General features: G+C 70.1%; 23 protein-coding genes and 1 riboswitch. Of the genes, 7 read left to right on the forward strand and 16 right to left on the reverse strand.

Annotation, left to right across the window (positions count from 1 at the left end):
• Positions 1-180 precede the first annotated feature (180 nt).
• Positions 181-297: riboswitch (SAM riboswitch) on the reverse strand.
• Between the two features lie 134 nt (positions 298-431).
• The 5 genes from trpD to ctaE all read right to left on the reverse strand — a co-directional run bounded on the left by trpD (position 432) and on the right by ctaE (position 5,815).
• Complete coding sequence (trpD, locus tag ACZ3ZE_RS01795) at positions 432-1,496, reverse strand: anthranilate phosphoribosyltransferase (protein WP_361163971.1); 1,065 nt, start codon at positions 1,494-1,496, stop codon at positions 432-434.
• 142 nt (positions 1,497-1,638) lie between these two features.
• The gene (gene qcrB / locus ACZ3ZE_RS01800) at positions 1,639-3,264 is read right to left on the reverse strand and encodes a cytochrome bc1 complex cytochrome b subunit (RefSeq protein ID WP_361163969.1); all 1,626 of its coding nucleotides are present in this window, start codon (positions 3,262-3,264) and stop codon (positions 1,639-1,641) included.
• The gene (qcrA, locus tag ACZ3ZE_RS01805; RefSeq protein WP_361163967.1) at positions 3,261-4,313 is read right to left on the reverse strand and encodes a cytochrome bc1 complex Rieske iron-sulfur subunit; all 1,053 of its coding nucleotides are present in this window, start codon (positions 4,311-4,313) and stop codon (positions 3,261-3,263) included. Before qcrA ends, qcrB begins: the two co-directional genes overlap by 4 nt.
• Positions 4,310-5,119, reverse strand: a complete 810-nt coding sequence (gene qcrC / locus ACZ3ZE_RS01810) for a cytochrome bc1 complex diheme cytochrome c subunit (RefSeq protein WP_361163965.1) — start codon at positions 5,117-5,119, stop codon at positions 4,310-4,312. The genes qcrA and qcrC overlap by 4 nt, the downstream gene beginning before the upstream one ends.
• Before the next feature lie 75 nt (positions 5,120-5,194).
• Positions 5,195-5,815 carry an aa3-type cytochrome oxidase subunit III gene (gene ctaE, locus ACZ3ZE_RS01815; protein ID WP_046908945.1) on the reverse strand — a complete coding sequence of 207 codons (621 nt, stop codon included), beginning with the start codon at positions 5,813-5,815 and terminating at the stop codon, positions 5,195-5,197.
• Between the two features lie 187 nt (positions 5,816-6,002).
• On the opposite strand from ctaE, the gene ACZ3ZE_RS01820 reads away from it, so the two are divergent.
• Entirely contained in the window at positions 6,003-6,404 is a 402-nt protein-coding gene (locus ACZ3ZE_RS01820; RefSeq protein WP_361163962.1) for a response regulator transcription factor, read from the forward strand.
• A 74-nt stretch (positions 6,405-6,478) separates the two neighbouring features.
• Here the strand turns inward: ACZ3ZE_RS01820 and ACZ3ZE_RS01825 are convergent, their stop codons facing one another.
• From ACZ3ZE_RS01825 to ctaC, 4 genes are all read right to left on the reverse strand, one after another.
• Positions 6,479-7,732 carry a L,D-transpeptidase gene (locus ACZ3ZE_RS01825; protein WP_361163960.1) on the reverse strand — a complete coding sequence of 418 codons (1,254 nt, stop codon included), beginning with the start codon at positions 7,730-7,732 and terminating at the stop codon, positions 6,479-6,481.
• 120 nt (positions 7,733-7,852) lie between these two features.
• A complete protein-coding gene (locus tag ACZ3ZE_RS01830; RefSeq protein ID WP_361163958.1) occupies positions 7,853-8,251 on the reverse strand; it encodes a cytochrome c oxidase subunit 4 in 399 nt (132 codons plus the stop codon).
• Positions 8,248-9,984: an aa3-type cytochrome oxidase subunit I gene (gene ctaD / locus ACZ3ZE_RS01835; protein ID WP_361163956.1), complete on the reverse strand. Its 1,737-nt coding sequence runs from the start codon at positions 9,982-9,984 to the stop codon at positions 8,248-8,250. Before ctaD ends, ACZ3ZE_RS01830 begins: the two co-directional genes overlap by 4 nt.
• Positions 9,981-10,946: an aa3-type cytochrome oxidase subunit II gene (gene ctaC, locus ACZ3ZE_RS01840; RefSeq protein ID WP_361163954.1), complete on the reverse strand. Its 966-nt coding sequence runs from the start codon at positions 10,944-10,946 to the stop codon at positions 9,981-9,983. The genes ctaD and ctaC overlap by 4 nt, the downstream gene beginning before the upstream one ends.
• A 278-nt stretch (positions 10,947-11,224) precedes the next feature.
• On the opposite strand from ctaC, the gene ACZ3ZE_RS01845 reads away from it, so the two are divergent.
• A complete protein-coding gene (locus ACZ3ZE_RS01845; protein WP_467256995.1) occupies positions 11,225-12,610 on the forward strand; it encodes an aminotransferase class V-fold PLP-dependent enzyme in 1,386 nt (461 codons plus the stop codon).
• 96 nt (positions 12,611-12,706) lie between these two features.
• Here the strand turns inward: ACZ3ZE_RS01845 and ACZ3ZE_RS01850 are convergent, their stop codons facing one another.
• Entirely contained in the window at positions 12,707-13,681 is a 975-nt protein-coding gene (locus tag ACZ3ZE_RS01850) for a carbohydrate kinase family protein (RefSeq protein ID WP_361163950.1), read from the reverse strand.
• A 131-nt stretch (positions 13,682-13,812) separates the two neighbouring features.
• On the opposite strand from ACZ3ZE_RS01850, the gene ACZ3ZE_RS01855 reads away from it, so the two are divergent.
• Together ACZ3ZE_RS01855 and ACZ3ZE_RS01860 are read left to right on the forward strand one after the other, a co-directional pair.
• A complete protein-coding gene (locus tag ACZ3ZE_RS01855; protein ID WP_361163948.1) occupies positions 13,813-14,019 on the forward strand; it encodes a hypothetical protein in 207 nt (68 codons plus the stop codon).
• A 104-nt stretch (positions 14,020-14,123) separates the two neighbouring features.
• Positions 14,124-15,554: a hypothetical protein gene (locus ACZ3ZE_RS01860; RefSeq protein WP_467256997.1), complete on the forward strand. Its 1,431-nt coding sequence runs from the start codon at positions 14,124-14,126 to the stop codon at positions 15,552-15,554.
• Positions 15,555-15,629: 75 nt separating this feature from the next.
• Here ACZ3ZE_RS01860 and ACZ3ZE_RS01865 read toward each other — a convergent pair whose 3' ends face one another.
• On the reverse strand, positions 15,630-15,986 hold the full coding sequence (locus ACZ3ZE_RS01865) for a HesB/IscA family protein (RefSeq protein ID WP_205375817.1): 357 nt from the start codon (positions 15,984-15,986) through the stop codon (positions 15,630-15,632).
• A gap of 255 nt (positions 15,987-16,241) precedes the next feature.
• On the opposite strand from ACZ3ZE_RS01865, the gene nadA reads away from it, so the two are divergent.
• Positions 16,242-17,429, forward strand: coding sequence for a quinolinate synthase NadA (gene nadA / locus ACZ3ZE_RS01870; RefSeq protein WP_361163944.1), 1,188 nt, complete (start codon positions 16,242-16,244; stop codon positions 17,427-17,429).
• Positions 17,430-17,501: 72 nt separating this feature from the next.
• Here nadA and ACZ3ZE_RS01875 read toward each other — a convergent pair whose 3' ends face one another.
• The 5 genes from ACZ3ZE_RS01875 to ACZ3ZE_RS01895 all read right to left on the reverse strand — a co-directional run bounded on the left by ACZ3ZE_RS01875 (position 17,502) and on the right by ACZ3ZE_RS01895 (position 23,964).
• Positions 17,502-20,621 carry an efflux RND transporter permease subunit gene (locus tag ACZ3ZE_RS01875; protein WP_361163942.1) on the reverse strand — a complete coding sequence of 1,040 codons (3,120 nt, stop codon included), beginning with the start codon at positions 20,619-20,621 and terminating at the stop codon, positions 17,502-17,504.
• Between the two features lie 179 nt (positions 20,622-20,800).
• Positions 20,801-21,499: a response regulator transcription factor gene (locus tag ACZ3ZE_RS01880; RefSeq protein WP_361163940.1), complete on the reverse strand. Its 699-nt coding sequence runs from the start codon at positions 21,497-21,499 to the stop codon at positions 20,801-20,803.
• Positions 21,496-22,821 (reverse strand): histidine kinase, encoded by a 1,326-nt coding sequence (locus ACZ3ZE_RS01885; RefSeq protein ID WP_467256999.1) that lies wholly within the window; start codon positions 22,819-22,821, stop codon positions 21,496-21,498. The genes ACZ3ZE_RS01880 and ACZ3ZE_RS01885 overlap by 4 nt, the downstream gene beginning before the upstream one ends.
• 3 nt (positions 22,822-22,824) lie before the next feature.
• Positions 22,825-23,103 carry a PspA-associated protein PspAA gene (gene pspAA / locus ACZ3ZE_RS01890; protein WP_361163936.1) on the reverse strand — a complete coding sequence of 93 codons (279 nt, stop codon included), beginning with the start codon at positions 23,101-23,103 and terminating at the stop codon, positions 22,825-22,827.
• 66 nt (positions 23,104-23,169) lie between these two features.
• Positions 23,170-23,964, reverse strand: a complete 795-nt coding sequence (locus ACZ3ZE_RS01895) for a PspA/IM30 family protein (RefSeq protein ID WP_361163934.1) — start codon at positions 23,962-23,964, stop codon at positions 23,170-23,172.
• Positions 23,965-24,213: 249 nt separating this feature from the next.
• Here ACZ3ZE_RS01895 and ACZ3ZE_RS01900 point away from each other — a divergent pair, with 249 nt between their 5' ends.
• Together ACZ3ZE_RS01900 and ACZ3ZE_RS01905 are read left to right on the forward strand one after the other, a co-directional pair.
• On the forward strand, positions 24,214-24,816 hold the full coding sequence (locus tag ACZ3ZE_RS01900; RefSeq protein ID WP_361163932.1) for a DUF3043 domain-containing protein: 603 nt from the start codon (positions 24,214-24,216) through the stop codon (positions 24,814-24,816).
• Positions 24,817-24,866: 50 nt separating this feature from the next.
• Entirely contained in the window at positions 24,867-25,613 is a 747-nt protein-coding gene (locus ACZ3ZE_RS01905) for a class I SAM-dependent methyltransferase (RefSeq protein WP_361163930.1), read from the forward strand.
• The last annotated feature ends 23 nt before the right edge of the window (positions 25,614-25,636 follow it).

Below are 25,636 nucleotides of genomic sequence, written 5' to 3' on the forward strand. Positions count from 1 at the left end.
ACGGTATCTCCCGGCGGAAAAGGGGCGCGAAAAGGCGTGAAAGAGCCCGCGGGGCAGCGCGAGGAAAGGGGTGCCCCGTACGGGTGTTCGGTGAAGAAGTGGGCCGACGGCCCTAACGCATTCGCTTGCTCACGAGACACTGCTCCCTAGAGGACCAAGGACCCCAGGGTTGTGCGCAGGGGTCCGCGCTTGCCGCAGGCTTCTGCTCGTACGGCCTGGTCTTCACCCGGGGCACCCCGCCACGGACGGAGGGTTGCCGGACAGCCAGCCGGGGCTTTGTCGCTGTCACTCATGACCTGCCACAGAACCTATGCCAGTCGATCACGACGACGCAACCCCGTCCCGGCATTCGGAACGGGGCTGCGTGCGGGCCGCGTACGGGCCTTGTGCGGGACCGAGTAACAGACCGCGTACGGGGGCGGTGGCGCTTGCTAGGCGTTGCTGGCGGCGATCCAGCGCTCCAGGGCCCGGCGGGCGGCGCCGGAGTCGATGGACTCGGCCGCCTTGGCCATGCCCACGCGCAGTTGCTCCGTCAGGGTGCCCTCCCCCGGTTCCAGCGCGATGAGCGCCGCCGCCGAGTTGAGCAGCACCGCGTCCCGTACCGGGCCGGTCTCGCCGGCCAGCAGACGGCGCGCCACATCGGCGTTGTACGAGGCGTCGGCGCCGCGCAGGGCCTCCACCGGGACGATGTCGATGCCGACGTCGCGCGGGTCGAAGGACTCCTCGCGGACGGTGCCGTCCCGGACGATCCACACCCGGGAGGTCGCCGTCGTGGTCAGCTCGTCCAGACCGTCGTCGCCGCGGAAGACCAGCGCCGAGGAGCCGCGCTCGGCGAGGACGCCGGCGACGATCGGGGCCATCCGCGGGTCGGCCACGCCGGTCGCCTGGGCCCGCACCCGGGCCGGGTTGGTGAGCGGTCCGAGGAAGTTGAAGACCGTGCGGATGCCCAGCTCCTTGCGGGCCATCGCCACATGGCGCAGCGCCGGGTGGAACTTCACCGCGAAGCAGAAGGTGATGCCGGCCTCGCCGGCGACCTCGGCCACCCGCGCCGGGGTCAGTTCCAGGTTGACGCCGAGCTTCTCCAGGACGTCGGAGGCGCCGCTGGCGCTGGACGCGGCCCGGTTGCCGTGCTTGACGACCTTGGCGCCGGTGCCGGCCACCACGATCGCCGACATGGTGGAGATGTTGACGGTCTTGGCGCCGTCGCCACCGGTGCCGACGATGTCCACGGACGGGCCGGGCACCTCGATCGTTCTGGCGTGCTCGTACATGGTCCGGACGAGGCCGGTGATCTCCTCGACGGTCTCGCCCTTGGCCCGCAGGGCGACGACGAAGCCGGCGATCTGCGCGGCGGTGGCCTCGCCGCGCAGGATGCGGTCCATCGCCCAGGCGGTGTCCTCCGCGCTCTGGTCGCGGCCGCTCAGCAGGCCGTCCAGGACGGCGGGCCAGGAGCGGCCCGCCGAGTCGAGTCCTCCAGCGGGGGTCGCAGCGCTCATGGCAGCTCCTGGCGATCGGTGATCGGTGATCTTCGGGGATGGATACCTTCCCACCCTATCGATCCGCGGGAACGGCAAAGAGCCCCGTCCATCGAATGGACGGGGCTCTCGCCGTGGCGACCTGCTTCAGGAGGTCAGATGATCAGTGGTGGCCGTGGCCGCTCGTGATCTCCTTGTACTCCTCGGCGGTGGGCTTGACGATCTGGTTGTCCGCGCCGTAGTAGCCCTTGTTGAGCTTGACCCGGAGCTTCTCCATACGCCCGATCTTGCGCTCCACGCCGTTCTCGTCGACGGCCGGCGGCAGGGCCGCGGCGTCGTACTGCTCGTGCGCCGTGAGGCGGTGCAGCTCACCCTGGCTGAGCGGCTGGTGGACCTCGACGAACTCACCGTGCGGCAGGCGCTTGATGATGCCGGACTCGCGTCCGTGCAGCACCTTGTCCTTGTCCCGGCGCTGGAGGCCGAGGCAGATGCGCTTGGTGACGACGAAGGCGATGACCGGTCCGGCGAAGAAGAAGATCCGGACGAACCAGGTGATCGAGTTGATCGACAGGTGGAAGTGCGTGGCCCAGAGGTCGTTGCCGCCACCGACGAGCATGATCATGTACGCGGTGATCCAGGCGACACCGAAGGCGGTGCGCGTCGGAGCGTTGCGCGGGCGCTGCGCGATGTGGTGCTCACGCTTGTCGCCCGTGATCCAGGACTCGATGAACGGGTAGACCGCGATCGCGCCGAGCACCGCCGGGAAGATCGCCAGCGGGATCATCACGCCGAGGACCAGCGTGTGGCCCCACAGGTTGATCTCCCAGCCCGGCATGACACGGATCAGACCCTCGGCGAAGCCCATGTACCAGTCGGGCTGGGCGCCGGTGGACACCTGGTCCGGGCGGTACGGGCCGATGGCCCAGATCGGGTTGATCGAGGCGATCGCCGCGATGACCGCGATGACACCGAAGACCAGGAAGAAGAAGCCTCCGGCCTTCGCCATGTACACCGGCAGCAGCGGCATGCCGACGACGTTCTTGTTCGTACGGCCGGGGCCCTCGAAGTGCGTGTGCTTGTGGACGAACACCAGGATGAGGTGCGCGACCACGAGACCCAGCATGATGCCCGGCAGCAGCAGCACGTGCGCCGAGTAGAACCGGGCGACGAAGTCGCCGCCGGGGAACTCCCCGCCGAACAGGAACATCGACAGGTACGTGCCGACGATCGGCACGGACAGGATCGCGCCCTGCATGAAGCGCACACCGGTGCCGGAGAGCAGGTCGTCCGGGAGCGAGTAACCGGTGAAGCCGGTGAACATGCCCAGGAAGAACAGCAGGAAGCCGAACAGCCAGTTGATCTCACGCGGCTTGCGGAACGCGCCGGTGAAGAACACGCGCATCATGTGCACGAACATGCCGGCGAGGAAGATCAGCGCCGCCCAGTGGTGGATCTGCCGGATGAGCAGACCACCACGCACCTCGAACGAGATGTGCATGGTCGAGTTGAACGCCTCGGACATCAGCTGTCCCTGGAGCGGGACGTACGGTCCGACGTACTCCACCTCGTTCATCGACGGGTGGAAGAACATCGTCAGATAGACGCCCGTCAGGATGATGATGAGGAAGCTGTAGAGGCAGACCTCGCCCAGCATGAACGACCAGTGGTCCGGGAAGATCTTCCGCATGTTGGCCTTGGCCAGCGTGTAGATCCCCAGGCGGCCGTCGGCCCAGTCGGCGATGCGCTCGCCGGCGGGTGCCTTCTTCTGCGTATTGGTCACAGTGCTCATCCGCGCTCCCAGAAGGCGGGACCGACGGGCTCTTCGAAGTCGCCGTGCGCCTCGAGGAAGCCCTTGTCGTTCACGCCGATCCGCAGCTGCGGGAGGGCGTGACCGGCCGGGCCGAAGATGACTCGGGCGCCGTCGGACAGGTCGAAGGTGGACTGGTGGCACGGGCAGAGCACGTGGTGCGTCTGCTGCTCGTACAGAGAGATCGGGCAGCCGACGTGGGTGCAGATCTTCGAGAAGGCGACGATGCCCTCGTGCGACCACTCGAGCTCGCGCTTGTCCTTGATGTCGTCCGGCTGGATACGGACGATCATCAGGGCGGCCTTGGCGATCTCGGTCTGGAAGTGCTCGTCGTGCTCCGAGAGGCCCTCGGGCATCGCGAAGGTCAGCGAACCGACCGCGACGTCCTCGGGACGCAGCGGCTCGTGCGTGTTCATGTTGACGAGCAGCTTGCCCTTGGCCCACAGGGTGGAGCGGAGCTTCTTCTCGGGCAGCGGGCCCATGTCACGCAGCAGCACGATGCCGGAGAGCGGCACCATGGCCAGCGCGCCGAACAGCGTGTTGCGGATCAGCTTGCGCCGGCCGAAGCCGGACTCGGCGGCACCGGCCGCGAAGTCCGCCATGACCTTGGCCTTGACCTCGGGCGTGGCCGCCATCGGGTGACGGTCGTCGGCGACCTCGACGTCGGACATCAGGGTGCGGGCCCAGTGGACCGCGCCCGCGCCGATGAAGAACAGGGCCGCACCCAGGGTCAGACCCAGGGAGAAGTTGAGCGCGGACACCCGGCCGAAGGGCCAGATGTACACGATCTTGTCCACCGGGAAGATCACGTACGAGGCGATGAAGCCGATCGTGGCCAGCATCGACAGCGTGAACATGAAGGCGACCGCACGCTCGGACCGCCGGGCGGCCCGCTCGTCGATGTCCTGGATGCGCGGCTTGTGGGGCGGGAGGCCCGGGTCGGCGAACGGGTCGTCGGCGACCTTCACCGCGCCGTGCGCGGTGTCCTGCTCGGACGGCAGGTTCTCTTCTGGATTCTCTTGGGTACTCATGACTTCTTGGCCTTAGCGGTGTGGGCCGCGACCCAGATGGCAACTGCGATCAGCGCGCCCAGGCCGAAGACCCACGCGAACAGACCCTCGCTGACGGGGCCGAGGCCACCCAGCTTGAGACCACCCGGGTTGTCGGCCTTGTCGCTGTTGACGGCCTGGACGTAGGCGATGATGTCCTTCTTCTGCTTCTCCGGCATGGTCGTGTCGGGGAAGGAGGGCATGTTCTGCGGGCCGGTCTGCATGGCCTCGTAGAGGTGCTTCGGGCTGACGCCTTCGAGGTTCGGGGCGTACTTGCCGTAGGTCAGCGCGCCACCCTCACCGGTGAAGTTGTGGCACTGGGCGCAGTTGGAGCGGAAGAGCTCGCCGCCCTTGGCGATGTCGGCGCCGTCAGGGCTGTACTGGCCTTCGGTCGGCACGATCGGGCCGGCACCGAGGGACGCCACGTACGCCGCGAGCTGATCGATCTCAGCCTGCGTGTAGATGACCTTCTTCTTCGGGACCTGGGCACCCGGCTGCTGAGCCGGCATACGGCCCGTGCCGACCTGGAAGTCCACGGCCGCCGAGCCCACGCCGACCAGGGACGGGCCGTCAGAGGTGCCCTGACCGCCGGTCCCGTGGCAGCTGGCGCAGCCTACGGAGTAGAGCTTCTTGCCCTCCTCGATGGCGAGGGACTGGGCGGTTTCGTCGGCCTTCGCCGTGCCCGCGGGCGCGAACGCGGCGTACAGCCCCCCGGTTGCCGCCAGCGCGAGGAGTAGGACGACGACCGCCGCCAGCGGATGGCGTCGTCGTGCGGAGAGCTTTTTCACGGATTACCCCGGTGTCAGGATCTTCTGCGTCGATGCTTGCTGGATGAGTGGCCCGCCGCGAGCGGCGGAGCACGATTACTTGATCAAGTAGATCGTGGCGAAGAGGCCGATCCAGACGACATCGACGAAGTGCCAGTAGTAGGACACGACGATGGCGGCGGTTGCCTGCTCGTGAGTGAACCTCTTGGCGGCGTACGTCCGGCCCAGGACCAGCAGGAAGGCGATGAGACCGCCCGTCACGTGCAGGCCGTGGAAGCCGGTGGTCAGGTAGAACACCGTGCCGTACGGGTCCGAGGACAGCGAGAGGCCGTCCTCCTTGACCAGCTCGGTGTACTCGAAGACCTGGCCGCCGATGAAGATCGCGCCCATCACGAACGTGATGATGAACCACGACCTGAGCTTCTTCACGTCGCCCCGCTCCGCGGCGAAGACGCCGAGCTGGCAGGTGAGTGAGGAGAGCACCAGGATCGTGGTGTTCGTCGCGGAGAACGGGAGGTTCAAGGCCGAGGCCTTTTCCGTCCAGAACTCGGCGCCCATCACGGATCGCAGGGTGAAGTACATCGCGAAGAGGGCCGCGAAGAACATCAGCTCGGAGCTCAACCAGATGATGGTTCCGACGCTGGTGAGGTTCGGTCGATTGACCGACGGGTGCGCGTGCCCTGTTTCTACTGTCGTTACTGTCGCCACGACCGACATTATGTCGGTCGCTTATCCCGCCCTCACTCCGGGGGGTGCCGTTCGGAGTGTCCGAGGGGCGTGTCCTGCCCGAACGGCCCATCGGAAGCGCCTTCCGGCACCCTTCGAACAGGTGTTGAACGGGTGTTGACGGGGTGTGGACCGGAGTAGCATCCGCGCAACGACCGACCACCTTCACGGAGGAACGATGCAGTCGAGCGCCACGGTCCTGGTCTACAGCGACGACGCGAACACCCGCGCGCAGGTCCGCCTGGCGGCGGGTCGCAGGCCCGCGGCCGATGTTCCCCCGGTCGAGTTCGTCGAGTGCGCGACGCTGCCCGCCGTGTTGACGGCCCTGGACGAGGGCGGCATCGACGTGTGCGTGCTGGACGGCGAGGCGGTGCCGGCGGGCGGCATGGGCGTGTGCCGTCAGATCAAGGACGAGGTGTTCCACTGCCCTCCGGTCCTGCTGCTGATCGGCCGCCCGCAGGACGCCTGGCTGGCCACCTGGAGTCGCGCGGACGCCGCGGTCACTCTTCCGGTGGAACCGGTGGAGTTCGCGGCGTCCCTGGCGTCCCTGCTGCGTTCGCGGCTCTCCCTCGACGCCTGAGGGTCCTGCGGGGCCTGAGAGGCCTGTGCGATGCCCGGCGGGGGGCCTGAGGCGCCCCCGGGGGCCCGTGGGGCCTACAGGGAGGGCCTGAGCCGGGCCTTGGCGTCCATGGTGGCGGTCGGATCCGAGGTGTCCGCCACCAGGGCGCTGCCCTTGCGCCACTTGTCCCAGTCCAGGTTCCAGTCGCCGAAGCCGTTGCCGAAGGTGTCCATCATCTCGCCCTCGCTGTTGACGACGCGGACGATGTCCCCCGGGCGCACGTTCTCGTAGAACCAGGCGGCGTTCCCGGTCGACATGCCGACACAGCCGTGGCTGACGTTCTCGACGCCCTGGGAGCCGACGGACCACGGCGCGGCGTGCACGTACTCGCCGCTCCAGGTCACCCGGGTCGCGTAGTAGACGGGCAGGTCGTACGAGTCGGAGCTGCCCTCCGAGATGCCGATGCTGGTGCCCCGCATCCGGACGTAGTACTCCTTGCCGAGCACCACTTTGATCCCGTTACGGGTGGAGAAGCCCGGTTTCCCGGTGGTCACCGGAATGGTGTTGATCACTTCTCCGTTGCGCCGCACCGTCATGTAGTGCGAGCCGGCGTCGGTGACGGCCTCGATCCGGTCGCCGATGGTGAGCTTGAGCGGCTTGGAGTCGCCGCCGTAGAGCTTGTCGCCCACCTTGAGGCCGGCCAGGTTGCCGGTGGCGGTGACGACGGCGCCCGTGGGCCAGTACTCCTTCGGGCGGAAGTGCAGCTTCTTGTCGTCCACCCAGTACCAGGAGCCCTCCACGGAGGGCGTCGAGCGGACCTTGAGGGCCCGTTCCACGATCGTGCGGGCCGCCCTGTCCTTGACCGGGAGGCTGAGGTCGGCGGTGATCGGCTGACCGACGCCGTACGTGCCCGCCTGCGGCCCGAAAGTGACGGTGAGGGCCCGTTTGGCCGGGGCCGTCTCAAAAGTGAACGTACGGGCCCCAGGAGCGCCGTCCGCGTCCTCCGTGGCCACCTGGACGGTGTACCGGGCGCCGGCCGCCAGCGCGGCCGTGGAGCGCCACTTGCGCCCGTCCGCGGTGAGCTCGCCGGCCAGGTGGTGGCCCGACTCGTCCAGGGCGGTGACGTCGGTGATCCGCCCGTCGTCGCCCTTGGCCGTGATCTCCAGCGGCTTCTCGGGGTCGGCCTTCTTCCCCTCCGGGGCGTTGAAGGCGATCTCGTCCGCCGCGTCGTAGGGCTTCGCCGACAGCGGATGGTTTCCGGAGCCCGCGCACGCGGTGGCGCCCGCGGTGACGGTGAGGGCCAGAAGAGTGCAGCTCAGAACAGTCCGAATGCGCGGCGTGTCGTTCATGACCTCACGTTAAGAACAATCCTCCGTCCCAGCGCGCCGGGCATGGCAAACGAGGGGCCCGGCCGCTTCGTTCGCACGAAGTGACCGGGCCCCTCGGGGTGTTACGGGGTACTGCGGGTGCTACTGGTTCTGGTTCTCACCGCGGTAGAACTCGAAGACCCAGCCGAAGAGGCCGACCAGGATCAGCGGAGCGGAGAAGTACAGCAGCCACCAGCCCATCGCGATGGCGAGGAAGGCGAGCGCGCCGCCGATGGCCAGCGAGAGCGGCTGCCAGCTGTGGGGGGCGAAGAAGCCCACCTCGCCGGCCTCGTCCGCGACGTCGGCCTCCTTCTCGTCCTGCGCCATGGCGTCGACCCGCCGGGCCGTGAAGGCCAGGTAGTAGCCGATCATGATGCAGAGACCGAACGCCAGGAACAGCGCCGTCGTACCGACCGGCTCCTTCGACCACACGCCATAGAGGATCGCCATGGCGAGGACGAAGACGCTCAGCCAGATGAACATCTTGCCCTGGATCTTCACTTGCCGGTCTCCTTGCCGCCGGTGAGCGCCGCCACCTCGTGACCCTTGTTCTCGAGCTGGTCGAGAGCAGAGATCTCAGGGTGGTGCAGGTCGAACGCCGGGGATTCCGAACGGATCCGCGGCAGGGTGAGGAAGTTGTGCCGCGGCGGCGGGCAGGACGTCGCCCACTCGAGCGAACGGCCGTAGCCCCACGGGTCGTCGACCTCGACCTTCTTGCCGTACTTGGCGGTCTTCCACACGTTGTAGAAGAACGGCAGCATCGACAGGCCGAGCAGGAACGACGAGATCGTCGAGATCGTGTTCAGCGCCGTGAAGCCGTCGGCGTCGAGGTAGTCCGCGTAACGACGCGGCATGCCCTCGGCGCCCAGCCAGTGCTGGACCAGGAACGTGCCGTGGAAGCCCACGAACAGCGTCCAGAAGGTCATCTTGCCGAGCCGCTCGTCCAGCATCTTGCCGGTGAACTTCGGCCACCAGAAGTGGAAGCCGGAGAACATCGCGAAGACCACGGTGCCGAAGATGACGTAGTGGAAGTGCGCGACGACGAAGTACGAGTCGGAGACGTGGAAGTCCATCGGCGGCGAGGCCAGGATGACGCCGGTCAGACCACCGAAGGTGAAGGTGATCAGGAAGCCGACGGCCCAGAGCATCGGGGTCTCGAAGGACAGGGACCCCTTCCACATCGTGCCGATCCAGTTGAAGAACTTCACGCCGGTCGGTACGGCGATGAGGAACGTCATGAAGGAGAAGAACGGCAGGAGCACGCCACCGGTGACGTACATGTGGTGCGCCCACACGGTCACGGACAGACCGGCGATCGCGATGGTCGCGGCCACCAGACCGATGTAGCCGAACATCGGCTTGCGGCTGAAGACCGGGATGACCTCGGAGATGATGCCGAAGAAGGGCAAGGCGATGATGTACACCTCTGGGTGTCCGAAGAACCAGAAGAGGTGTTGCCAGAGCAATGCTCCGCCGTTGGCCGCGTCGAAGACGTGGGCACCGAACTTGCGGTCCGCCTCCAGGGCGAACAGCGCGGCCGCCAGGACCGGGAAGGCGAGCAGGACCAGGACACCGGTCAGCAGGACGTTCCAGGTGAAGATCGGCATGCGGAACATCGTCATGCCCGGAGCGCGCATGCAGATGATCGTGGTGATGAAGTTGACCGAGCCGAGGATCGTGCCGAAGCCGGAGAAGGCCAGACCCATGATCCACATGTCGGCGCCGACACCCGGCGAGCGGACGGCGTCCGACAGCGGGGAGTAGGCGAACCAGCCGAAGTCCGCCGCACCCTGCGGGGTGAGGAAGCCGGCGACGGCGATGATCGAGCCGAAGAGGTACAGCCAGTAGGCGAACATGTTCAGCCGCGGGAACGCCACGTCGGGCGCGCCGATCTGCAGCGGCATGATCCAGTTCGCGAAGCCCGCGAAGAGCGGGGTGGCGAACATCAGCAGCATGATCGTGCCATGCATGGTGAACGCCTGGTTGAACTGCTCGTTCGACATGATCTGCGTGCCCGGACGGGCAAGCTCGGCGCGCATGAAGAGCGCCATCAGACCGCCGATGATGAAGAACACGAACGACGTCACCAGGTACATGGTGCCGATCGTCTTGTGGTCGGTGGTGGTAAGCCACTTCACCACGATGTTGCCGGGCTGCTTGCGGCGGACCGGGAGCTCGTTCTCGTACGAGTCCTCAGCCGCGGCCGCACCGTGGGGTTCGTTGAGGATGCTCACAGCTTGTTCGTCTCCGCATTCCTGGCCGGGTCCGTCTGCTCAATGCCAGACGGGATGTAGCCGGTCTGCCCCTTCTCCGCCAGCTCCTTCAGGTGCTGCTGGTAGCGCTCCGGAGAGACCACCTTGACGTTGAAGAGCATCCGGGAGTGGTCGACACCGCACAGCTCGGCACACTTGCCGAGGAACGTGCCCTCCTGGGTCGGGGTGACCTCGAAGGCGTTGGTGTGACCGGGGATGACGTCCTGCTTCATGAGGAAGGGGACCACCCAGAAGGAGTGGATGACGTCACGGGAGGTCAGGACGAACCGGACCTTCTCGCCCTTGGGCAGCCACAGGGTCGGGCCCGGGTTGCCGGTCTGCGGGTTCCGGTCACCGGGGATGCCGGCGTCGTAGACGCCGCCCGCGTTCGCGGGGAACGCGTCCTTGTACTTGTCCGGAATGGCCGCGAGGTTGATGTCCGTCTTCGCGTCGCCCTTCACACCGGGCACGTCCTCGACGTAGTTGAAGCCCCAGCTCCACTGGTAGCCGACCACGTTCACGGTGTGGGCCGGCTTCGGGGAGAGCTCGAGGAGCTTCGACTCGTCGCGCGCGGTGAAGTAGAAGAGCACGGAGACGATGATGAGCGGGGTGACCGTGTACAGCGCCTCGATCGGCATGTTGTACCGGGTCTGCGGAGGTACCTCCACCTTGGTGCGGCTGCGCCGGTGGAAGATGGTCGCCCACAGGATCAGACCCCACACCAGCACGCCCGTGATGAGCGCTGCCGCCCACGAGCCCTGCCAGAGGGAGAGGATCCGAGGCGCCTCTTCCGTCACCGGGGTGGGCATGCCAAGGCGGGGGAAGTCTTCCCAGTTGTACGAGCAGCCGGTGGCTGTCGCCAGGATCAGGCCCGCAGTCAGCACCTGCGGCAGCTTCCGCCGCATCGGGCGCCGCGACGAGCGGTCGGAGCCGTTGGGACTCACGTAGCGCCTTCCCGAGAGTCTCGGCCCGCGTTTGGTCGGACACGGCCGTCCGTCTCGCTGGTCGGTCGCCGCCCCGGCCGCGGGCAGGGGTTTGGATGTTTATGCGGACCAAACCCTACTGGACGCTATTTGGGGTCGCGCGGGGAGGGTGCCCAACGCGCCGTCGGAGTCCCCGAAGGGGTGGACTCCTTCGTTCCGGGGGTGGGTTCCGCAGGGCCGATCGGCGGTGTGGGCGGGCCATCTGACGGGGCCTTACGCGTCGGGGTTAGCGTGGGCGGATGCCCTACTTCGACGCCGCTTCCGCCGCCCCGCTGCACCCCGTCGCCCGCCAGGCGCTGCTTGCCTCCCTGGACGAGGGGTGGGCCGATCCGGCCCGGCTCCACCGGGAGGGGCGGCGGGCCCGGATGCTGCTGGACGCGGCGCGGGAGGCCGCGGCGGAGGCGGTGGGCTGCCGTCCGGACGAGCTCGTCTTCACTCCTTCGGGGACGCGCGCGGTTCACGCCGGAATCTCCGGGGCGCTCGCCGGGCGTCGGCGTGTCGGGGACCGTCTGGTGGTCTCGGCGGTCGAGCACTCCTGTGTGCTGCACGCGGGCGAGGCCCACACGGCGGCGGGCGGCTCGGTGACCGAGGTGCCGGTGGAGCGGTCGGGCGCGGTGGACCCGGGGGTCTTCGCGGCGGCGCTGGACGCCCGTACGGCCCTGGCCTGCCTGCAGTCCGCCAACCACGAGGTGGGCACCGAGCAGCCGGTGGCCGAGGTGGCGGCGGCCTGCCGGGCGGCCGGGGTACCGCTGCTCGTGGACGCGGCGCAGTCGCTCGGCTGGGGGCCGGTGCCGGAGGGCTGGTCGCTGCTGGCGGCGAGCGCGCACAAGTGGGGCGGCCCGGCGGGGGTCGGGCTGCTCGCGGTGCGCAAGGGGGTGCGGTTCGCCCCGCAGGGCCCGGCGGACGAGCGGGAGTCGGGGCGGGCGCCCGGCTTCGAGAACCTGCCGGCGATCGTGGCGGCGGCGGCCTCGCTGCGGGCGGTGCAGGCGGAGGCGGCGGCCGAGGCGGCGCGGCTGCGGGCCCTGGTGGACCGGATCCGGGCGCGGGTGCCGGAGCTGGTGCCGGACGTGGAGGTGGTGGGCGATCCGGTGCGGCGGCTGCCGCATCTGGTGACCTTCTCCTGTCTCTATGTCGACGGGGAGGCGCTGCTGCACGAGCTGGACCGGGAGGGTTTCTCCGTTTCGTCCGGTTCGTCGTGTACGAGTTCGACGCTGACGCCCAGCCATGTGCTGCGGGCGATGGGGGTGCTGAGCGAGGGCAACGTCCGGGTGTCGCTGCCGACGGGCACCTCCGAGGAGGACGTGGACCGCTTCCTCGCGGTGCTGCCGGGCGCGGTCGCCTCGGTACGGGACCGGCTCGGGGCCCCGGAGAGCGTGGTGGCGCCCGTCGGCGTGGCCGGCACGCTGGTGGTGGACGCCCTCGGCAAGCGGTGCCCGATCCCGGTGATCGAACTCGCGAAGGTGTTCGGGTCGGTACCGGTGGGCGGCACGGTGACGGTCCTGTCGGACGACGAGGCGGCCCGGCTCGACATCCCGGCCTGGTGCGAGATGCGCGGGCAGGAGTACGTGGGCGAGCAGCCCTCGCCGAAGGGCGGCACGGCGTACGTGGTGCGGCGGGTTTCCTGACGTACCGGGGCGGACGCACCGGAGCCCCGGTCCGCGCCGTACGGGCGGCGGGCCGGGGCTCCGGGGGGCTTTTTCAGGACAACCTCGGGAACAACCTCAGGAGAGGTGCGCCTGGACCTCGGCGGCGGCCTCGTCGCCGTAGGCCTTGGTGAAGCGGTCCATGAAGTTGGCGCGGCGCAGGGTGTACTCCTGGGTGCCCAGGGTCTCGATCACCAGGGTGGCCAGCATGCAGCCGACCTGGGCGGCGCGCTCCAGGCCGACACCCCAGGACAGGCCGGTCAGGAAGCCGGCCCGGAAGGCGTCGCCGACGCCGGTCGGGTCGACCTTGGCGTCCTCCTCCGGGCAGCCGACCTCGATGGCCGGCTCGCCGACGCGCTCGATGCGGACGCCGCGGGAGCCGAGGGTGGTGACCCGGTGGCCGACGCGCTCCAGGATCTCCTGCTCGGTCCAGCCCGTCTTGGACTCGATGAGGCCCTTCTCGTACTCGTTGGAGAAGAGGTAGGTCGCCCCGTCGAGGAGGGTGCGGATCTCCTCGCCGTCCATGCGCGCGATCTGCTGCGAGAAGTCGGCCGCGAAGGGGATCTCGCGGGTGCGGCACTCCTCCGTGTGGCGCAGCATCGCCTCAGGGTCGTCGGCGCCGATCAGCACCAGGTCGAGGCCGCCCACGCGGTCGGCGACGGCCTTCAGCTCAATCAGCCGGGCCTCGCTCATGGCGCCGGTGTAGAAGGAGCCGATCTGGTTGTGGTCGCTGTCCGTGGTGCACACGAAGCGGGCGGTGTGCAGGACCTCGGAGATGCGCACGGAGGCGGTGTCGACGCCGTGGCGGTCGAGCCAGCCCCGGTACTCGTCGAAGTCGTACCCCGCGGCGCCGACCAGGATCGGGCTGCCGCCGAGCTGGCCCATGCCGAAGCAGATGTTGGGGCCGACGCCGCCGCGGCGGATGTCGAGGTTGTCGACCAGGAAGGAGAGGGAGACCGTGTGGAGCTGGTCCGCCACGAGCTGGTCGGCGAACCGGCCCGGGAAGGTCATGAGGTGGTCGGTGGCGATGGAGCCGGTGACTGCGATACGCACGGCTGGACGCTCCTGCGGTAAGGACGGTGATGACAGTTCACGCTACCGGGTGCGGACCCGCATGCCGAACAGTGGAAACTACCCCAGAGTAGGGCTTTTCCCCGAAGCGATGGCGTGCGTACGGTGCGGCCATGACCCAGTACCCCGCTCCTCGTGAGCCTCAGGAGTCCGAGTTCAGTCTTGCGCAGCTGTGCGGTGACAGTGCACGGATGGCGCCGCACTGGGTGACTCCGGCCGCCCCCAGGACCGCTCCCGTCTCCCCCGCGCTCATCCACGGCGTCGAGGTGCCGGCCGCCTCGGCCCGGCTGATCGCCGCCACCTCCGAGTACGGAGCCTGACGGCCGGACCGGACGGGACCGACGGCACCGACGGAACCGGCTGAGCGCTTCTCCCGTCCCATGGGTGTCTTCCAGTGGGATGCCATGGTCAGGAGGAGCCTGCGGTGAGCAGTACGGAGAACCGGTCCGGGAAGCGCGGCCCGCTCCTCGTCGCCTCGGTGGCGGCGGGGGTGCTGCTGGCCGGCGGCGGTGGCGTGTACTACGCCGCGACGGCCGCCGGCGGGGGCGAAGGCGCGAGGACGGCGCCCGCCGCCCCGCCGGCGCTGAACCTGGATGAGAAGGGCGACGGCGGCCCCGGGATCGCGCCCGGCGAGCCCGACCCCGGCGGCGGTCCGGGCGGGACCGTCTACCGGGCCGGGGTCCCGCTCCCCCAGGGGCCGCCCGAGGCGGCGGTGCACCGGCCCGAGGGGCGGATCGGCGCGGCCGACGTGACCCGGCTGGCGAAGGCGCTCGGCCTGTCCGGCACCCCGCAGCTGGTGGGCGACGTGTGGCGGCTGGGCCCGGACAGGGACGAGTCCGGGCCGCGCCTGGACGTCTCGGCGAAGGCGCCGGGCAACTGGACGTACAGCCAGTACCGGGGCGGCCCGGTGGGTGACACCTGCCTGAAGGGCAAGGCCTGCCCGCCGCCCGGGGAGGCCGAGGCCCCGCGCGGTGGCAGCCCGGTGAGCGAGGCGGCGGCGAAGGCGGCGGTGGCGCCGGTGCTCAAGGCGACCGGCCAGGACGACGCCAAGCTGGACGCGCGGCAGCTGATGAACGGCTCGGTGCGGGTGGTCAACGCCGACCCGGTGGTGGGCGGCCTGCCCACGTACGGCTGGTCGACGGGCATCCACGTGGGCCCGGACGGCTCGCTGGTCGCCGGGAGCGGACGCCTGGTGGAGCCGCCGGCGGGCGACACGTATCCGGTGGTCGGCGCGCGGAAGGCGCTGGACGAGCTGAACAAGGCCTCGAAGGGCACCGGTCCGATCGGGATCGGCGGCTGCGCCACCGACCCGCCGGCGGGTACGGACGGCACCGCGGGCGAGCGGCCCGGCCTGCCGTGCCGGACGGGCGACGCGGCGCCGCCGCACGTGGTGGCGGTGACCGGCGCCCGGTTCGGGCTGGCCGCGCAGTACGTGGACGGCGAGCAGGTGCTCGTGCCCGCATGGCTGTTCGAGGCGCGGGAGAAGCCCGGCACGGCCCCGTACACGGTGGTGCGGACGGCGGTGGACGCGCGGTATCTGACGCCGCCGGCCACGTCCTCCCCCGCGCCGGACCCGGGGACGGCGCCGGAGCGGCAGATCTCCTCGTTCACGACGGACCCGGCGGGCCGGAAGCTGTCGGTGAGCTTCTGGGGCGGGGTGTGCGGCACGTACACGGTGTCGGCCGTGGAGACCCCGGCGAAGGTCACGGTGCGGATCGCGGAGAAGCCGGCCGACCCGGACAAGGTCTGCATCGCGATCGCCGTGGACGTCACGAAGACGGTGACCCTGGAGCAGCCGCTGGGCGGCCGGCCGGTGGTGGACGGGGCGAGCGGGCAGGCCGTGCCCCGGAAGTGAGCGGGGGCGGGGCCATACGGACGCGCGAGAGGGCGGCATCCGCGGTGCGGATGCCGCCCTCTCGGGTGCTACGGCTTAGCTGAAGCTGTCGCCGCAGGCGCAGGAGCCCGTGGCGTTGGGGTTGTCGATCGTGAAGCCCTGCTTCTCGATGGTGTCGACGAAGTCGATGGAGGCACCGCCGAGGTAGGGGGCGCTCATGCGGTCGGTGACGACCTTGACGCCGTCGAAGTCCTTGACGACGTCACCGTCGAGCGAGCGCTCGTCGAAGAACAGCTGGTAACGCAGGCCGGAGCAGCCGCCGGGCTGAACGGCGACGCGCAGCGCGAGGTCGTCGCGGCCTTCCTGGTCGAGGAGGGCCTTGACCTTTCCCGCGGCGGCGTCGGACAGGAGGATGCCGTCGCTGACAGTGGTCTTCTCGTCCGATACGGACATCTGCTTCTCTCCCGGGTGGGTACGGAGACTGCTTGCCGACGGTTGCAACCGTCGGGGCCGCGGATTCATTCCGGGCCGAGGCGCGTCTTTCCCTTTCATGCTCGCACACCCGGCGCGGAAGGCGGGAGCGGCGACGGCGAGGCGAATTCGTCACATCGACACTATGGCCATCGTCAAAGTGACGTGAAGCGGTTATGATAGATAGCGTCATTTAGACGAAAAGGCTTTTCGAGGCTCACCGCAGAAGTAGAAAGGGTGCGTGACGTGACCACCGCCCAGCCCCTGGACGTCCAGCCGACGCCGCTCGCCCTGCTGCTCCTCGGCCGCGAGGCCGACCCCAAGAGCGAGCGCGGCGTCGAGTGCCCCGGCGACCTGCCGTCGCCGTCCGACCCCGACCTGGTGGAGCGTGCCCGCGCCGCCAAGGAGAAGCTGGGGGACAAGGTCTTCGTCCTCGGGCACCACTACCAGCGGGACGAGGTCATCCAGTTCGCCGACGTCACCGGGGACTCCTTCAAGCTGGCCCGTGACGCCGCCGCCAAGCCGGAGGCCGAGTACATCGTCTTCTGCGGTGTGCACTTCATGGCCGAGTCGGCCGACATCCTGACGACGGACGACCAGAAGGTCGTGCTGCCCGACCTGGCCGCCGGCTGCTCGATGGCCGACATGGCCACCGCCGAGCAGGTCGCGGAGTGCTGGGACGTGCTGACCGAGGCCGGCGTCGCCGAGCAGGTCGTGCCCGTCTCGTACATGAACTCCTCCGCCGACATCAAGGCCTTCACCGGCAAGCACGGCGGCACCATCTGCACCTCCTCCAACGCGAAGAAGGCCCTGGACTGGGCCTTCGAGCAGGGCGAGAAGGTGCTGTTCCTGCCGGACCAGCACCTGGGCCGCAACACCGCCGTGCGCGACATGGGCATGTCCCTGGACGACTGCGTGCTCTACAACCCGCACAAGCCGAACGGCGGCCTCACCGTCGAGGAGCTGCGGAACGCGAAGATGATCCTGTGGCGCGGGCACTGCTCGGTGCACGGGCGCTTCTCGCTGGACTCGGTCAACGACGTCCGCGAGCGCATCCCGGGCGTCAACGTGCTGGTCCACCCCGAGTGCCGGCACGAGGTCGTCGCCGCCGCGGACTACGTGGGCTCGACCGAGTACATCATCAAGGCCCTGGAGGCCGCCCCGGCGGGCTCCAAGTGGGCGATCGGCACCGAGCTGAACCTGGTGCGCCGCCTGGCGAACCGGTTCGCCGCCGAGGACAAGGAGATCGTCTTCCTCGACAAGACGGTCTGCTTCTGCTCGACCATGAACCGGATCGACCTGCCGCACCTCGTGTGGACCCTGGAGTCGCTGGCCGAGGGCAACCTGGTCAACCAGATCCAGGTCGACCAGGAGACCGAGTCCTTCGCCAAGCTGGCGCTGGAGCGGATGCTGGCGCTGCCGTAACGATTCGCCGTACGGAACGGGAAGGGGCGCCCCGCGTGATCGCGGGGCGCCCCTTCCGTCGTGTGTCCGGCCTCAGACGCCCGCCGGCTCCTTCGCCTGCGGCGGGATCTCCGCGGCGCCGGGCGCCGCCTCCCGCTTCGCCGCCTTCTTCTTCGCGCGGCGCTCCTTGCGGAGTTCCACCATCGCGTAGAGGGTCGGGACGAGCAGCAGGGTGAGCAGCGTCGAGCTGATCAGACCGCCGATGACGACCACGGCCAGCGGCTGGGCGATGAAGCCGCCCTGACCGGTGATGCCGAGCGCCATCGGGAGCAGGGCGAAGATCGTCGCCAGGGCGGTCATCAGGATCGGGCGCAGCCGGTGCCGGCCGCCCTCGACTACCGCCTCGACGACGCCCAGGCCCTGTGCCCGGTACTGGTTGATCAGGTCGATCAGGACGATCGCGTTGGTGACCACGATGCCGATCAGCATCAGCATGCCGATGAGCGCGGGCACGCCCATCGCGGTCCCGGTGGCCACCAGCAGGCCGAGCGCGCCGGTCGCCGCGAACGGGATGGAGACCAGCAGGATCAGCGGCTGGATCAGCGAGCGGAAGGTCGCGACCAGCAGCATGAAGACGATCGCGATGGCGGCGAGCATCGCCAGGAACAGGTTGACGAAGGCGTCGGACTGGTCCTCGGAGACGCCGCCGATGGTCGCGGTCGCGCCGGCCGGCAGCTTCAGCTCCTTGAGCTTGGTCTGCAGCGCGGCGCTGACCGCTCCGGTGTTGTCGCCGACCGGGGTGGCGGTGACCGTCGCCGCGCGGGCGCCGTCGATCCGGGTCTTGGAGACCGGGCCCGCGACCAGTTCGACGCTCGCGATGTCGCCCAGCTTCACCGGGCCCAGCGGCAGCGCCTTCAGCTCGGCGAGCGTGGTGGCCGGCTTCGCCGAGGTGATGAGGACGTCCCGCTCGGTGTCGTCGAGGATCGCCTTGCCGGAGGGGGCGCCGTGCACGGCCTGGCCGACGATCATGCCGAGGGTGGTGGCGTCGAAGCCGGCGTCGGCGGCCTTGGCGTTCGGCCGGACCGAGATCCGCGGGACCGACTGCGACAGGTCGCTCTGCACGTCGGTGACGTCCTTGAGCTGCCCGACCGCGGTCTTCACCTGGTCGGCGGCGGCCTTGAGGACCTTCGGGTCGGTGGCCTTGACGACGACGCTCAGGTCCTGGCTGCCGAAGGCGGCGCCGGCGGAGACCGTCGTGTCACCGATGCCGTCCAGCTTGGCGAGCTCGGCCTCGACGCTGTCGTGGATCCTCTCGTACGAGGCGGAGTCCTCCAGGGCGACCTGATAGGTGGCCTGGTTGGCGCCGGTGCCGCCGCCGAAGGCCGCCATGAAGCCGGAGGAGCCGACGGTGACCTGGTAGTCCTTGACGCCCTCCGTGCCGGCGAGGACCTTCTCGACCTTCTTCGCGGCCTCGTCGGCGGCCGTCAGGCTGGTGCCGGGCGCCAGCTCCTGGCGGACCGTCATGACCTCCTGCTCGCCCTGGTCGAAGAAGTTGGTCTTCAGGAGCGGGGTCATGCCGAAGGTGACCACGAGCACCACGAGGGCGATGGCCACGCTGGTGAGGCGGCGCCGGGTGGCGAACCGCAGCACCGGCACGTACAGGCGCTGGAGCCTGCTCTTGTTCTCCTTCTCCTCGGCGAGGCGCCGCGCCTCCTCCTGGTCCTCCGAGGTGCCCTTGGGGGCGCGCAGGAACCAGTACGAGAGGACCGGGACGACGGTCAGGGAGACGAGCAGCGAGGCGAGCAGGGCCGCCGTGACGGTCAGCGAGAAGGAGCCGAAGAGCTGCCCGATCATGCCGCCGGTCAGGCCGATCGGCAGGAAGACGGCGACCGTGGTGAGGGTCGAGGAGGTGACCGCGCCGGCCACCTCGCGGACCGCGGTGAGAATCGCGCTCTCGCGCTCCTCGCCGTACGCGAGGTGCCGCTTGATGTTCTCCAGGACCACGATCGAGTCGTCGACGACCCGGCCGATGGCGATGGTGAGCGCGCCGAGCGTGAGCATGTTCAGGGAGAGGTCACGGGTCCACAGCACGATCAGGGCGAGGACGACCGAGAGCGGGATGGAGACCGCGGTGACCAGGGTGGAGCGGATCGAGGCAAGGAAGACCAGGATCACCAGGACGGCCATGACCAGGCCGAGCATGCCCTCCGTGGTGAGGCCGGAGATCGACTTGGCGACGGCCGGGCCCTGGTCGGAGACGACGGTCAGTTCGGCGCCGGAGCCGAGGTCCTGACGCAGCTTCGGCAGCTTGTCCTTGACGGCGTCGGAGATGCCGACGGCGCTGCCGTCCTTGTCCATGGTGGCGTACACGGCGAGGCTGGGCTTGCCGTTGGTACGGGTGAGGGAGACCCGCGGGGACTCCTCCTGCTTCACGGTGGCCACGTCACCGAGACGGACCGCCTTGCCCTGCTCGGGCTTGATCCGCAGGTCCTGGATCTGCTCCAGGGAGGTGTAGCCGCCGCCGACCTGGACGGTGCGGCTCTTGCCGTCCTCGGAGAAGGCGCCGGCCGGAAGGGTGGCGCCGCCGGAGCGGACGGCCTCGGCCAGCTTCATGGTGTTCAGGCCGGCCGCGGCCAGCTTGCGCGGGTCGGGGGTGACGGAGACCTGGAGGTCCTGGACGCCCGAGACGGAGACCTGGCCGACGCCGTCGATGCCTTCGAGGGCGGGGACGACGGTGCGCTCCAGCTGGTCGGCGAGCGCCTGCGGGTCCTTGTCCGAGGAGACGGCGAGGACCACGGTCGGCATGTCGTCCGTGGAGCCGGCGATGACCTGCGGGTCGACCGAGTCGGGGAGCTGGGCGCGGGCCCGGTTCACGGCCTGCTGGACGTCGGCGACCAGCTGCTTGGTCGACTCGTCGCCGTAGTCGAAGCTCGCCATGATGACGGCGCTGCCCTCGGAGGCGGTCGAGGTGACGCCCTTGATGCCGTCGACGCCCTTGAGGGCGTTCTCGATCGGCTCGACGACCTGCTTCTCGACCACGTCGGGAGAGGCGCCCTGGTAGGGGGCGAGGACCGAGACCATCGGGAACTCGATCGACGGGAACAGCTGCTGCTTCAGCTGCGGGATCGCTATCGCTCCGAAGACGATGGCGACGATGGACATCAGCCCGATCAGGGCCCGTTGCGCGAGGCTGAATCTGGACAGCCAGGACATGCGGTCTCTCTTCCGTGGCGTGCTCGGCAGGCGTCCGGTCACCCCCGAGGAGTGCCGTCCGGGCACCGACAGGGGTGCCCGGTCACCACGATCAGCCATGGGGAGGGGCAGATCCTCGCCCCCCGGGCCCAATTCCTTATGCCGCGCATACCGCGTCTGGAGTACGCCGGACCCCGGGCTCACTCCACCCTTGGACGTACGAGCCCCGACTCGTAGGCGGTGACCACCAGCTGGGCGCGGTCGCGGGCGCCCAGTTTGGCCATGGTCCGGTTCACATGGGTCTTGACGGTGAGCGGGCTGACGTCGAGCCGTTCGGCGATCTCGTCGTTCGAGTGTCCGCCGGCGACGAGCACCAGGACCTCGCGCTCGCGGGCGGTCAGTGCCGTGAGCCGTTCGGAGTACGCGGGGCCCGAGCCGTCCTCCGGGTCCGCACCGCCGCCCTGCGCGAGGAACTTGGCGATCAGGCCCTTGGTCGCCACCGGGGACAGCAGGGCCTCGCCGGCCGCCGCGATCCGGATGGCGCCCAGCAGCTCCTCCGGTTCGGCGCCCTTGCCGAGGAAGCCGGACGCCCCCGCGCGCAGCGACTGCACCACGTACTCGTCGACCTCGAAGGTGGTCAGCATGACGATCCGTACGGCGGACAGCTCCGGGTCCGCGGTGATCATGCGGGTGGCGGCGAGGCCGTCCGTGCCCGGCATGCGGATGTCCATGAGCACCACGTCGGCCCGCGCCGAGCGGGCCAGGGCCACCGCCTCGGCCCCGTCGGCGGCCTCGGCGACCACCTCCATGTCCGGCTCGGAGTTCACCAGGACCTTGAAGGCGCTGCGCAGCAGCGCCTGGTCGTCGGCGAGCAGGACCCGAATGGTCTCGCTGGTCACGCTTCCCCCCCGTTGTCGGCGTTCACCGGCAGTATCGCCTGCACCCGGAAGCCGCCCCCGTACCGGGGCGCGGCGGTGAGCGAGCCGCCGAGCGCGGTGACCCGCTCCCGCATGCCGAGCAGGCCGTGGCCTCCCCGGTCGGCCCCGTCGGCCCCGTCGGCCCCGTCGCCCCCGTCGCCCCGGTCGGCGGGTGGCGGCAGCGGCGGGCCGTCGTCCAGGACGGTGATCTCCACGGTGCGGCCGACCCGGACGACGCTGACCTCGGCCCGGGCGTCGGCGCCGGCGTGCTTGCGCACGTTGGTCAGCGCCTCCTGGATGATCCGGTACGCGGCGAGGTCGACGGCGGCCGGCAGGGCGGTGCCGGCGTCGGTGCGGGCCAGCTCCACGGGCAGCCCCGCGTTGCGGAAGGTCGCCAGCAGGTCGTCGAGGACGGCGAGGCCGGCCACCGGCTCGGTGGGGGCCTCCGGGTCGCCCGACTGGCGCAGCAGCCCGACCGTGGCGCGCAGCTCGTCGAGGGCGGAGCGGCTGGCCGCGCGGACGTGCCCGAGGGCCTCCTTGGCCTGGTCGGGGCGCTTGTCCATGACGTGCGCGGCGACCCCGGCCTGCACGTTGACCAGGGCGATGTGGTGGGCGACGACGTCGTGCAGGTCGCGGGCGATCCGCAGCCGCTCCTCGGCGACCCGGCGGCGGGCCTCCTCCTCGCGGGTGCGTTCGGCCCGTTCGGCCCGCTCGCGGATGGCGTCCACGAAGGCGCGGCGGCTGCGCACCGCGTCCCCGGCGGCCGCGGCCATCCCGGTCCAGGCGAAGACGCCCAGGTTCTCCTGCGCGTACCAGGGGGTGGGGCCGAAGAACATCGCGGCGGCGGTCAGCAGGGCCATGGTGACGAGCCCGAGCCGCCAGGTGGTGGGCCGGTCGGTGTGCGAGGCGACGGTGTACAGGGCGACGACGACGCTCATGGCGACCGGCGCGGGCCGCTCGTCGCCCACCAGCTCGACGAACGCGAAGCCGGCGGTGACCACCAGCACCGGGATGGGCCGGCGGCGGCGGAAGACCAGGGCGGTGGCGCCGAGCAGCATCAGCACGACGCCCTCGGTGGTGGGCGCGCGGGTGCCGAAGGTGGGCCCGTCGGGGCCGTGCGGGTCGGTGAAGGAGCTGATGACCATCGCCACGAGGACCAGCAGGGCGAGGCCCGCGTCGAAGGCGAGCGGGTGGGTCCGCTGCCGGTCCCGGGCCCGGGCGAGGAGGGTGCCGTCGGTCGTCACAGCAGGAAACGGTACGGCGCCCCCGGCCCGGGACAGGCGCCCCGGGCCGGGACCGTACATCCGTCAGCCCGGGATCAGGCCGTCGTCGGAGAGCATCTGCCGCACCTCGTCGAGGGTCGCGTCAGGGGCCGGGAGGATCAGTTCGGACGGCTCCAGGGCGTCGTCGGGCAGCGGCTCGCCGAGCCGCCGCACGGCGTCGAGGAGGGCGCCGAGCGTCCGGCGGAAGCCTTCCTCGTCCCCCGACTCCATCTCCTCAAGGAGCTCGTCGTCCAGCTTGTTCAGCTCGATGAAGTGACTGTCGGCCAGCTTCCACTGACCCTCCCCCATGATCCGTACGATCATGACGTGCCGTCCTCCTGAAGGAAGTGCCCCCAGGGTGTGCCCCTGGGGGTGTGCCCGTACGGGCCGCTACTTCTCGAAGCGCGGGTGGGACTGCTGCTGCCCGGGGTCCTGCTGTCCCGCGGCGCCGCCCTCGATGGCCTGCTGCTGCGCCGACGGGCCGCCGGCCAGCTCGGCCTTCATCCGCTGGAGCTCCAGCTCGACGTCCGTACCGCCGGACAGCCGGTCGAGCTCCGCCTGGATGTCGTCCTTGCCCAGGCCGGACTGGTCGTCGAGCGCGCCCGAGGCGAGCAGCTCGTCGATAGCGCCGGCCCGCGCCTGGAGCTGGGCGGTCTTGTCCTCGGCCCGCTGGATCGCGAGGCCGACGTCGCTCATCTCCTCCGAGATGCCGGAGAAGGACTCGGCGATCCGGGTCTGCGCCTGGGCCGCCGTGTAGGTCGCCTTGATCGTCTCCTTCTTGGTGCGGAAGGCGTCGACCTTGGCCTGGAGGCGCTGCGCCGCGAGGGTGAGCTTCTCCTCCTCGCCCTGCAGCGTCTGGTGCTGCACCTCCAGGTCGCTCACCTGCTGCTGCAGCGCGGCGCGGCGGGACAGCGCCTCGCGCGCCAGGTCCTCACGGCCGAGCGCCAGCGCCTTGCGGCCCTGGTCCTCCAGCTTGGCGGACTGGCCCTGCAACTGGTTCAGCTGCAGTTCGAGGCGCTTGCGGGAGGTCGCCACGTCGGCGACGCCACGGCGCACCTTCTGCAGCAGCTCCAGCTGTTTCTGGTACGAGTAATCGAGGGTCTCGCGCGGATCCTCGGCCCGGTCGAGGGCCTTGTTTGCCTTCGCGCGGAAGATCATCCCCATACGCTTCATGACACCGCTCATGGGCTTCGCGCGCCCCCTTCTGACGGACTGGGCTCCAGCTCTCCAACAGAAACCACAGTACGGTTCCTGCCTCCATTACCGCACTGTTCCGGACCCGATGTGCTCCTCCCCAAGGACGAGTGACGATCATCCGTCCTCCCGCCCAGGGAGTAGAGAACCCCGGGGTCCCCTGCCCAGGGACGCGGGCCGTTAGCGGATCGTTCCCGCCGACGCTGGGGTCCATGCGTGGCACCACGTACCCTGGGCCTTGTGTTCCGTAGCCGTTCGAAGGATGAGAAGGCCCCCACCGAGAAGGTGACGGCGGACCTTTCCAAGCAGCCCCGCGACCCCGAGGCCCCCAAGGGCCGCCCGACCCCGAAGCGGAGTGATGCCCAGTCGCAGCGCCGTCGCGCGCAGTCCGCGCCGTTGGACCGCAAGGAAGCATCCAAGCGGCAGCGTGAGGCGCGCCGCACCGACATGGTCCGGCAGCGCGAGGCGCTGGCCAGCGGTGACGAGCGTTACCTGCCCGCCCGTGACAAGGGTCCGGTGCGGCGCTTCGTCCGTGACTTCGTCGACTCGCGCTTCGCGGTCGCCGAGTTCTTCCTGCCGATGGCCGTGGTCATCCTGGTGCTCTCGCTGTTCGGCAGCAAGGCGCCCCAGCTGCAGACCATCTCGCTGGTGCTCTGGGCCGGTGTGATCGTCATGATCGTCATCGACTCGATCGGCATCGTGTTCCGCCTGCGCAAGCAGCTGAACGCGCGCTTCCCGGACGAGTCGAAGCGCGGCGCCGTCGCGTACGGCCTCATGCGCACGCTCCAGATGCGCCGGCTGCGGCTGCCGAAGCCGCAGGTCAAGCGCGGAGAGCGGCCCTGAGCGCGGACGGCTCCGGTTCGGCGTCGCCCGTCGTCGCCCACTGGCCGGTCGTGCCCGGCGGACTGCGTGACACCGTCCGCCAGGAGCTGATCGCGCGCCAGCTCGACGAGCAGATAGCCGCCCGCTACCCCGTGGGGCAGCGGCTGCGGATCCTGGACGCGGGGATGGGGCAGGGCACCCAGGCCCTGCGCCTGGCCCGCGCCGGGCACACCGTGACCGGCCTGGAGGCCGATCCCGAGCTGCTCAAGGCCGCCCGGGACTCGCTGGCGACCGAACCGGCCGGCATCCGCGAGCGGGTCCGGCTGATCGAGGGCGAGGGACGCGAGACCGGGGTGCACTTCCTGCCCGGCAGCTTCGACGTCGTCCTCTGCCACGGTGTGCTGATGTACGCCGACGAGCCCGACGCGCTGCTCGCGGGCTTGGCCCGCATGCTGGCCCCCGGCGGGCTGCTCTCCCTGGTGGTCCCCAACGCGGAGGCGCTGGCCATGCGGCCGGGTCTCGCCGGGGACTGGGCGGGCGCGCTCGACGCCTTCGATTCGGACGTGTACACCGACCGCAACGGCACGAAGGTGCGGGCGGACCGGTTCGACGCGCTGACCGCGACGCTCGCCGGGATCGCGGCCCCGCTGCACGCCTGGTACGGCGTGCGGGTCTTCACCGACGGCGTCCCCGGCGACGAGGGCCTGCCGGCCGCGGACGAGCTGGAGCGCCTGCTCACCGCCGAGGACCGGGCCTCGCGCACGGATCCGTACCGGCGCATCGCGGGCCTGCTGCACCTCTGCGGCGTACGGGGCTGAGACACCCGGACTTCCGGGGTGCG

The sequence above is a fragment of the Streptomyces sp. NPDC023157 genome (genome assembly GCF_055560575.1).

Bases quoted from the DNA above. Each gene is read 5' to 3' on its own strand.
- qcrA (WP_361163967.1), bottom strand. From the start codon at position 4,313: ATGAGTACCCAAGAGAATCCAGAAGAGAACCTGCCGTCCGAGCAGGAC.
- qcrB (WP_361163969.1), bottom strand. From the start codon at position 3,264: ATGAGCACTGTGACCAATACGCAGAAGAAGGCACCCGCCGGCGAGCGC.
- ACZ3ZE_RS01825 (WP_361163960.1), bottom strand. From the start codon at position 7,732: ATGAACGACACGCCGCGCATTCGGACTGTTCTGAGCTGCACTCTTCTG.
- ACZ3ZE_RS01875 (WP_361163942.1), bottom strand. From the start codon at position 20,621: ATGTCCTGGCTGTCCAGATTCAGCCTCGCGCAACGGGCCCTGATCGGG.
- ACZ3ZE_RS01820 (WP_361163962.1), top strand. From the start codon at position 6,003: ATGCAGTCGAGCGCCACGGTCCTGGTCTACAGCGACGACGCGAACACC.
- pspAA (WP_361163936.1), bottom strand. From the start codon at position 23,103: ATGATCGTACGGATCATGGGGGAGGGTCAGTGGAAGCTGGCCGACAGT.
- ACZ3ZE_RS01855 (WP_361163948.1), top strand. From the start codon at position 13,813: ATGACCCAGTACCCCGCTCCTCGTGAGCCTCAGGAGTCCGAGTTCAGT.
- ACZ3ZE_RS01885 (WP_467256999.1), bottom strand. From the start codon at position 22,821: ATGTACGGTCCCGGCCCGGGGCGCCTGTCCCGGGCCGGGGGCGCCGTA.
- ACZ3ZE_RS01895 (WP_361163934.1), bottom strand. From the start codon at position 23,964: ATGAGCGGTGTCATGAAGCGTATGGGGATGATCTTCCGCGCGAAGGCA.
- ACZ3ZE_RS01845 (WP_467256995.1), top strand. From the start codon at position 11,225: ATGCCCTACTTCGACGCCGCTTCCGCCGCCCCGCTGCACCCCGTCGCC.
- ACZ3ZE_RS01865 (WP_205375817.1), bottom strand. From the start codon at position 15,986: ATGTCCGTATCGGACGAGAAGACCACTGTCAGCGACGGCATCCTCCTG.
- trpD (WP_361163971.1), bottom strand. From the start codon at position 1,496: ATGAGCGCTGCGACCCCCGCTGGAGGACTCGACTCGGCGGGCCGCTCC.
- ctaE (WP_046908945.1), bottom strand. From the start codon at position 5,815: ATGTCGGTCGTGGCGACAGTAACGACAGTAGAAACAGGGCACGCGCAC.